The organism is Paraburkholderia sp. RL18-085-BIA-A, from assembly GCF_046027075.1.
GTDB lineage: Bacteria > Pseudomonadota > Gammaproteobacteria > Burkholderiales > Burkholderiaceae > Paraburkholderia.
Genome location: NZ_JARESU010000230.1, coordinates 1 through 8413 on the forward strand (window position 1 = coordinate 1; position 8413 = coordinate 8413).

Annotated in this window: 7 protein-coding genes and 2 pseudogenes; 7 read left to right on the plus strand and 2 right to left on the minus strand. The window is 61.3% G+C overall.

What is annotated here, in order from left to right; genetic code table 11:
- Window positions 1–253 precede the first annotated feature (253 nt).
- Both P0D89_RS49165 and P0D89_RS49170 read right to left on the minus strand, forming a co-directional pair.
- Window positions 254–397: pseudogene (locus tag P0D89_RS49165) on the minus strand (ester cyclase); the annotation flags it as partial.
- 57 nt (window positions 398–454) lie between these two features.
- A pseudogene (locus P0D89_RS49170) lies at window positions 455–678 on the minus strand (integrase core domain-containing protein); the annotation flags it as partial.
- 721 nt (window positions 679–1399) lie between these two features.
- Here P0D89_RS49170 and P0D89_RS49175 point away from each other — a divergent pair.
- The 7 genes from P0D89_RS49175 (at window position 1400) to P0D89_RS49205 (ending at window position 8210) form a co-directional block, all read left to right on the plus strand.
- Window positions 1400–1591 (plus strand): hypothetical protein, encoded by a 192-nt coding sequence (locus P0D89_RS49175; RefSeq protein ID WP_408370859.1) that lies wholly within the window; start codon window positions 1400–1402, stop codon window positions 1589–1591.
- Window positions 1592–1602: 11 nt separating this feature from the next.
- Complete coding sequence (locus P0D89_RS49180) at window positions 1603–1992, plus strand: DUF3331 domain-containing protein (protein ID WP_408260690.1); 390 nt, start codon at window positions 1603–1605, stop codon at window positions 1990–1992.
- Between the two features lie 1295 nt (window positions 1993–3287).
- Complete coding sequence (locus tag P0D89_RS49185) at window positions 3288–3530, plus strand: YtcA family lipoprotein (protein WP_408379133.1); 243 nt, start codon at window positions 3288–3290, stop codon at window positions 3528–3530.
- Between the two features lie 19 nt (window positions 3531–3549).
- Window positions 3550–4608 carry a multidrug transporter subunit MdtN gene (gene mdtN / locus P0D89_RS49190; protein ID WP_408370395.1) on the plus strand — a complete coding sequence of 353 codons (1059 nt, stop codon included), beginning with the start codon at window positions 3550–3552 and terminating at the stop codon, window positions 4606–4608.
- Between the two features lie 7 nt (window positions 4609–4615).
- On the plus strand, window positions 4616–6727 hold the full coding sequence (locus P0D89_RS49195) for an FUSC family protein (RefSeq protein ID WP_408370393.1): 2112 nt from the start codon (window positions 4616–4618) through the stop codon (window positions 6725–6727).
- 68 nt (window positions 6728–6795) lie between these two features.
- Complete coding sequence (locus P0D89_RS49200; RefSeq protein ID WP_408370391.1) at window positions 6796–7536, plus strand: TolC family protein; 741 nt, start codon at window positions 6796–6798, stop codon at window positions 7534–7536.
- Entirely contained in the window at window positions 7524–8210 is a 687-nt protein-coding gene (locus tag P0D89_RS49205; RefSeq protein WP_408370389.1) for a TolC family protein, read from the plus strand. Before P0D89_RS49200 ends, P0D89_RS49205 begins: the two co-directional genes overlap by 13 nt.
- The last annotated feature ends 203 nt before the right edge of the window (window positions 8211–8413 follow it).

Genomic DNA, 8413 nt, shown 5'->3' on the forward strand with positions numbered 1-8413 from the left:
ATTTTTTAGGCATCAATCTGTCCGCTATATTTCTGATGTGTGAGTAATTCAGGTTGCCTACTGCCCCTCGCAAAAGGCAAAGTCCGTTAAGGAAGCGCCGGTCAGCGCTGTCGCTCCGAATGACTGCTCCTCGCTCAGGGACTGATCTTCACGGTTGACGCCGTGCCCATAAACGGGCCGGCCACATTCCGGCCCGTTCTCGCGTTACGTACACATGGCGTTGCCGAAAGACACGGAAGCGCCGCGCCCCGCGTCATGCTGCGTTGATGTGTCCGAGTTGTTGCACGGCGGTCACGCCGTCGTCCAGGCCGATTTCCTCAACGATCTTGCCATGTTTGAGGCGGAGCACGGTCATGCCGGTGAAGCGCATTTTCCGGCCGGTCGCAGGCGGCAATGAGAGGTGGCACCGTTCGTTCGGACAGTTTTTTCGATTTTTAAGTGGAGTGCTGGGCGGTCACGCTGCCGTTTTAATCGCGGGCAGCATCGCGAAGTAAGCTTCGTCCGGGGTCTTGTCCGACAGACTTGAATGAGGCCTTTGCTGGTTGTACCACGTAAGATAATGGTCGATTGACTTCCTTGCTGGTCGACGGACTCATAGGCCTTCAAATATATCTCTTCGTACTTCACGCTGCGCCACAGCCGTTCGATAAAAACGTTGTCCCGCCACGCACCCTGTCCTTAGCAAAATCGCGGCTTGCATCTGGTTGATCAGCGCGGTGCGGTGGCGAATCCATACATGCAGGGAAAGTACGAATACCCCCTTCTATGGGGCGTTGAAAGTCAAACCCTGTTCAGTGAAAAAATTCTGTTATGCGAAGGAAATCTCCTTGGGCTATCCGTTGTCTGCATGCCAGCCTGCGGGGTCGCCTGCTACGACCAGACGCAGGCTGGCCTGCAGACAACCCGTACGCAGAGGACTCGCTGATGGCATACACCCTTTGCAGGTTGGCATGTCAATGTCGTTCAGGTCAGAGTGTCTGCTGACCGGTCAGACCCCCAACGAGGGGATGGAGACTCTGTCAAGGAACAGATAAGCTTGTTGCTGGGTAAAGTCCGAATAGGTCGTTAGGAATTATCTGGACAGCTCGCACGAGATCCGCTTATGTAGACGGGAATACCTAAGATTTGGTTACTGGTCTCGTGTGTTTTCCGGTCTCTGCAAGTGGTCCCGTTCTGCTTCGGCACAAAGACAGGACACAATGAAAATGCTCAAAGATTTTCGCTATCTCTCATGCCGCAGGGAAAATCGTCGCTTGTTGCACCGCCAGCTTGGCATTACTCCAATGATTGTTTCATCATCGAATACCAGGCCGGTCCGTAGGCCGGAGCGGCCGCTCTTCCGGCTAGTGTCAAAGCGGACGAGAAGTCGTCGGGGCGTGCGTTCTTCAGGTTTCCCGACTTGCAGCTTACCGGTTCCAACGACGAGGTCACAGACCCGGCGCGATATCGGTATCGCGAGGCGTTTGCGATGGTTGAGGCGATCTTCGATGCCGCCCCGGACGATTACTGCCCACACATCTTCGTGGACGACGACGCCGCCATCGCAGGTGCCTGCACGCAGGTTTTCCCGAAGAAATATACGAATGTCTAAGGAGCACCCTCATGGGGAATGTCATCGAAATCGACTGCGCGTGGTTCCACACCGTGGCGCTCCTCAGCCGTGATAGCCCCACCACATTTCGGGGGCATCGGCCCGCTCACGCAGACTGTCGCCACGAAGCTTACAAAAGGTGCGCGATCCGGGTACTCGAGCGACAGAGTCGGACAACTGCTACCGTCGCATGGAGCGACTCGACCGCTTGCCGCTATGGCGAACAACTCTGGCAGCGCTGTATCGCACGGAAAACCGGAATATGCGCACTGAGCGGGCAGGCCATAGCGAAAGGTGATGCCGTGTACAGCCCTCGAGTATTGCGACGCGCTCCACAAAATATCGACGCCATGATTCTGGCGTCTGTGATGGAGGCGACCACGTCGGACGAGGGTGTTTAACTAACGAAGGGTAGGTAACACAACGGCATCAAATTCCTCACGTCGAGGTCAATGGAGGCTGAACGCGGCTCGCCGCATCAACTCCGCAACAAAGCGAACTGGCGTCGCTCCTTCGCGATGGCGATGTTTTAACTATATCGACACCTATCTCCCAGGAATGAATCCATGAACGGCGCGGATAGCCTTTTGAAATCCTTGGTCGCAAGCGACGTTAACATCCACTTGAGGTTCCGACATGAAACTTGACGCTTTCGCGTTCCAGCAACTGCGTCGCCTTGCTCCAAGCCTAGACGACATCCTGAGCGCGGGCGAGGTCGAGCACGTAGACCAGGCTGTAAATCTTGCTGCCCTAGCTACCCTGTGCGCAGAACTGTTTGACTCATATTGCTGCCTCTGTCAAGACGATATGAAGGACCTCGTCTCGGGAAAGGCCTCCGGGGTGCCCGTATGGTAACCGCTCGTTTATAGTCGCCCTGGCGCAGAGAGCGTGACTCATTGTTGCTACGTGTCCACGTGGACACGTAGCTCAAAACGCGTAATCGATTGACGCGCATATGATTGATATCGCCGACGCGGCGCCACGGATGACGGCAACGGATTGAGACCGTGTGGAAACTCTCTTCCTGCCGCGTATACGGGTTCAGTAGCAAGTCGATCGGGTCTAGCAGATAAGCTTGGTGCTGGTGGTGCGTGGGCCGGCCCCCATCGATTAAAGCGCATCCCCTTACTGGGGGATGGTGGGCCGTGCCGCGCCAGGAGACAATGTGTTTACCGGATTGAGGTCGAAGGGCGCCCCCGGAGAAGAGGTAGCGCTTGTCGATCACTGCCGGGCGGCTCACTTGCGCTTCGCCATAACGACTCGTTTTTCGCCCACGGGATACGCCGCATCGAATCACATTGCAGGGTATCAGGCGGGAACCGGTCGGTGCGCAGCCGCAGAAATCGGTGCGCTGGCGCTCCTTGTTAGTCGAAACCGTGCCCCTGTTACTGATAGGCATATATCCGTGTTTGCCAAAGTTCCACAAATCAGCAATCGTTTCTTTCGGCTATTGCATATTCATGCGACGCGGAGTGCCTCTTTCTGCGCTATTGCGACGAATTGGTACGTCTGCAAGCTCTCGGCGAGCGGAGCGCGGGCTACTACTTGGAAAAGGCGCTATCGGTTTGTTCAGGAAACCCTTCGATGGCGATCCTTCGTTGGAGCATCTCGTGTGACATTGATTCCAACCACAGGGACGACATTGAAACGACACATCCCGAGCGCCAGAGGCAGATGTTCAAAGCGTGCAATCGGCGTGGCCGCGATTGCCGCGATCCCGATATCAGGGTGCGCAAATTCGCCATCCATCGGCGTGCTTGGCGCGTACTTTCCCGACTGGCTGTTCTGTATCGTCGCGGGCGTCGTGCTCACGGTCGTCATCTATCTGATCCTCAAGCGCTTACAGGCCGATAATCTGATGGGACCTTCAGCCGTGGTGTATCCCACGCTTGTCGCGTTCCTGGCGCTCGCTGTCTGGTTGATGTTCTTCCAACATTGAATCTTTGTCGGGTGGATGAATGGCGACCCCAGCCAGCAGGACATCGAAGAGAAAATGGCCGGCCATCGTGATGGTCGTGGTGACGCTGTTGCTGCTCGTCTACGTCATCCGGCTGTGGGACCGCGCGCCTCGCACCGACGACGCCTATGTCGACGCGGATACGATCGACGTCGTGCCCGAAGTCAGCGGCCGCATCGTCGAACTGGCTGTGCGCGACAATCAGGCGGTGAAGCAGGGCGATCTGCTGTTCCGTATCGATCCGCGCCCGTATCAGGATGCGCTCGCGCGGGGCAACGCATCCCTCGTCGCGCTCGACCGCCAGATCGAGCTGACCCAGCGCACGGTCAATGCGCAGCAGTACAACGCGCAGTCGGTGCGTGCGGCCGTCGAGCGCGCGCGAGCCGCAGCCGGCCAGGCGTCCGATACGCTGCACCGCATGGAGCCGCTGTTGTCACACGGTTATGTATCGGCGGAAGACGTCGACCGTGCGCGCACCGCGCAACGCTCCACGCAGGCCGAACTCAGCGCCGCGCAACTGCAGGCGCAGCAGGCGGCGGCGGCTGTGAGCGGCGTCGATGCGCTGGTCGCGCAACGCGCCGTCGTCATGGCGGAGATCGCGACGGCCGAACTGAACCTGGAATATGCCACGGTGCGAGCACCGTTCGACGGACGCATCGTGTCATTGAAGACATCGACCGGCCAGTTTGCCACGGCGCTCAAACCGGTCTTCACCTTGATCGATACGCGCCACTGGTACGTGGTCGCGAATTTTCGCGAGACCGAACTCAAGGGCGTCAGGGCGGGGACGCCTGCCACAGTCTACCTGATGAGCGATACGGGCCAGCGTTTCCAGGGCAGCGTCGATTCGATCAGCTATGGTATTGCGCCGGACGAAGCCGGCCTTGCACTGCCCGGCGGATTGCCGCGCATTCAACGCACGCTTAACTGGGTGCACGTATCGCAGCGCTTCCCGGTGAAGATCCGCATCGACAAGCCGAACCCGGAACTGTTTCGCGTCGGTACGTCGGCGGTGGCCGTGCTGGAACCCGGACGCGGCGATGGCGGCGAGCGCCATTGAGGAACCCATGACCGCCGCCGACTATCTGCCCGTCACGCTGCGCGATGCAGGCGCTTTCCTGAGGCGCGAACTGGCGCCGTTCCCCGGGCGTCTGAACGTCATGTTGCGTTGCATGCTGACGAGCGCCATCGTGATCGTCGCGTCGATGGCGCTCGAAGTGCCGGAACTCGCGTTGTCGCTGCTGGTGGTGTTCTACGTCACGCAGTCGAACGTGGTGCTCACGCGGCTGGTCGGCATGCTGTTCATGGTCGGATCGACGCTCGCCATTGGCCTGTCGATCCTGGTACTGAAGTTTACATTCGACTATCCGTTGCTGCGCATTGTCATCGCGAGTCTGATGTTTTTCGGCAGCGTGTACCTGCTCCGGGTGCTCAAGATCGGCGTGGTGTTCTTCTGCGTCGCGATCGTCGTGATCTACGTGCAGAGCTTCGTGGACCAGACCGATCAGGCCGACCTGCTGATCCGCGCAGTGTTGTGGGTGTGGGTCGCGGTCAACTATCCGATCGCGCTGACGCTCGTGGTCAATACGTTGCTGCTGCCTGCCGAACCGCAATTGCAACTCAAGGAGGAAGTCCATCGGCAACTCGTGACGCTGGACGCGCGCCTGACGCAGCTGATCGACGGCACCGCGAGCGCCGCGCCGATCACGCTGGCGGCCGTCCAGCAAGGCGCGCTCACGCTGCAGAAGCTGCTGCGGTTCACGACGATGCGTGATGCCCACTATCGCGAGCATCAGGCGTCACAGCTTGCGTGCATTGCGACGGTGTCGCGGCTTTATCGCGGAGCGAGTGAACTGCCGCTCAGTTGGCCAGGCGTGTCGGCAGCGCAACTGGCGATGTTGCGCGAGTTGCTTGCGAACTGCCGCGCGCTCGACGACTCGGTCATGACCAGCGAGCCCTATCGCTACATGAGCACGGCGACACCTGAAGAGCGCAATGCCGCCGACACGATTCCTGCTGCTGCCGAATCGCAGCGAGCGCTGCGCGCGTACGCCGATCTTGTTACAAGCGGTGCCGCCGCGGCCGGCAAGCCGCCCGCGAGTGAACCGATGGTCGCGCCCGACGCATGGACCAATCCCGCGTACACGCGCTTTTCGCTGAAGACGCTGCTCGCTGTTCTCGTCTGCTATGTGTTCTACAACGCCGTGGACTGGCAGGGCGTCCACACGGTCATGCTGACCTGCCTGATCGTCGCGCTGCCGAGCCTCGGCGCATCGACGCAGCGTGCGTTGCTGCGGCTCTCCGGGGCCGCCGTCGGCAGCGCGCTTGCGCTGTTCATGGTCGTGTTCGTCGTTCCGCATCTCGACAACATTGTCGGCCTTCTGCTGATGGCGTTGCCTGTCGTGGCGCTCGGGGCGTGGATAACGGCGGGTTCGGAGAGGGTCAGCTATGCCGGCCTCCAGGTGATGTTTACGTTCTCGCTTGCGTTGCTCGGAGAGTTCGGCCCAACCACGAACCTCACTGAAATCCGCGACCGGATGGTCGGCATTCTGCTGGGCGTTTGCGTGGCGACCTTCGTACAGATGTCGTTCTGGCGCGAGGGCGAGGGCGATGTGCTGCGACAGAAGCTCGCAACCCTGTTGCGCGCGATTGCCGCACAGTTGCGCCCATCGCAGCCTGGCGCCGGGAAAGGGGATGACCTGCCGTATGCACAGCGCCAGTTGCAGGCGTGGGCCGTGCTGGCCGATTGCGAGACGACGCTCTCGCGTGTCGCGCTCGAGCCCGCCTGGCAGGAAGGCGAGCAGTCGCAACTGACAATGCGCGCGCAAACGGTCCTCGCGCAGGGTCGCGAGATCATGCTGGCGGGTGATGCGTTGCGCAGCGCGCTCGTGGCGCAAGCGGGATCGTCGAGCCCACGCACCATCGACGCAGTGCACGCAGCCCAGCAACAGGCCGGCGCCGAACTCAACCGGTACGCGGATGAGCTCGCGGCCAACCCACCCGATGCACACGCGCCGCGGCGCATCGAGATCGCTGCGCAAGCGGTCGAACCGGCTCAACTGGCCGATCAGCCGCTCATCGCCGCAGCGGACGAACTGTCGCGGCAGATCGCGGGGCTGCCGGACTGGCGCGTCGAGGCGCCGGTCGCGGCGTCGGCATCACCGGCGGTACGAGCATGAACGCGAGACCAGTTTTGTGCGATTGGCGATGGCGTCGATGCCTTGTGTGCGTCGCGTGGATATCGTCCGTGCTGTCGGGCTGTGCGCTGATTCATCATAACGGCACGCCCTACACCGAGATTGCGCCCGAGCAGATCAACCTCGCGGACAACATCCATCTCGCGCGCGATGGCTGGCCCGCCGCGCGCTGGTGGACGCGTTACCGCGATGCCCAGCTCGACGCGCTGGTCGATCAGGCGCTCGCCGATGCGCCGACGATGGTGATCGCGCGCACGCGCGTCGCGCAAGCGAAGTCGGATGTGGAGCTTGCCAGAGCGGGATCCAACCTTCAGGTGGCGGCGCTGGCGTCGCTGGATCGCGAGCATATTTCCGCGAACGGCTTTCTCGGCCCGTTCGCGAGGAACGAACCGGCTGCGGGGCTGACGGGGCCGTGGTACACGGAGGGTGTCGTCGGGCTTGGCGCGAGCCTGGACCTGGACATTTGGGGCAAGCAACGCGCGGAGGTCGCCGCGTCGCTCGGCGTGAGCAATGCGCGGCTCGCCGAGACGTCCGCTGTCGAAATCGAAATCTCGACGGATGTCGCCCAGCTTTACTACGGCATTCAAACGACTTATCAGCTCATCGATCTGCTGAACGAATCGCATGAGATCGCGGAGTTCGCGGTGGAAGCACACGAAGGGCGACGGCGCGAGGCCTCGAAGCCCGCACCCAGCTCGAAGAGGCACGCGCGCAGCAGCTGGGCATTGAAGGGCAGATCGTGTCGGCGCAAGGGCAGATCAAGCAGCTGCGCGAATCGATGCGCGCTCTGATCGGCGCGGGGCCCGCAGGCCTGCCCGCCATCGAACCCGTCGCGCTACCGCGCTCGCAGGCTGCCTTGCCGACGACGCTCTCGTACGAACTGCTGGCCCGGAGGCCCGATCTGCAGGCGATGCGATGGTATGTCGAGGCGTCGTTCGACCGGATCGACGCAGCGAAGGCAGCGTTTTATCCGAGTTTCGATATCAAGGCATTTTTCGGCTTCAACGCCTTGCACCTCGCCGACCTCTTCACGCATGCAAGCCAGCAGATCAACCTGATTCCGGGCCTGACCTTGCCGATTTTCGACGGCGGCAGGCTCAACGCGAACCTGAACGGCGCCCGCGAGGGCAGCAACCTGTTGATCGAGCAGTACAACCAGGCCGTTCTCAACGCCGTACGCGATGTCGCCCAGACGGGCAGCCGTCTGCAGTCCCTCGACGCGGAGACTGCGTTGCAGAAACAACGGATCGAATCGGTGGCGTTCACGAGGGACAGCGTCGAAGCCTACTATCAACGCGGACTGACGAGCCGGCTCGCGGCGCTCGAAGCGCGCCAGCCCGTGGTCGCGGAACAGGTCGCCCTGCTCACGCTCAAGGGTCAAGTGCTCAGTCAGGAGATTGTGTTGACGAAGGCGCTCGGCGGCGGCTATCTCGCCGATCCGCCCGTCGAACTGAAGCCGCGTTAAATGGTGCGCCGGTGGGGTTCTTCTCGGGCCGATACCGCCGCCCTCACTCATTGGTGCCGCGTCGGACACACCATGGTTCCGCCAGTGTGGAGGTTGGCCCGGTCCAGGAGGCCCTGCCCTGGAGACATTGGGGTGGACGGAGTGTCGATCAGGTCGACGAACACGCGGTTCCGACCGCACCCCGTTGATCTCCCCCGTCTAGG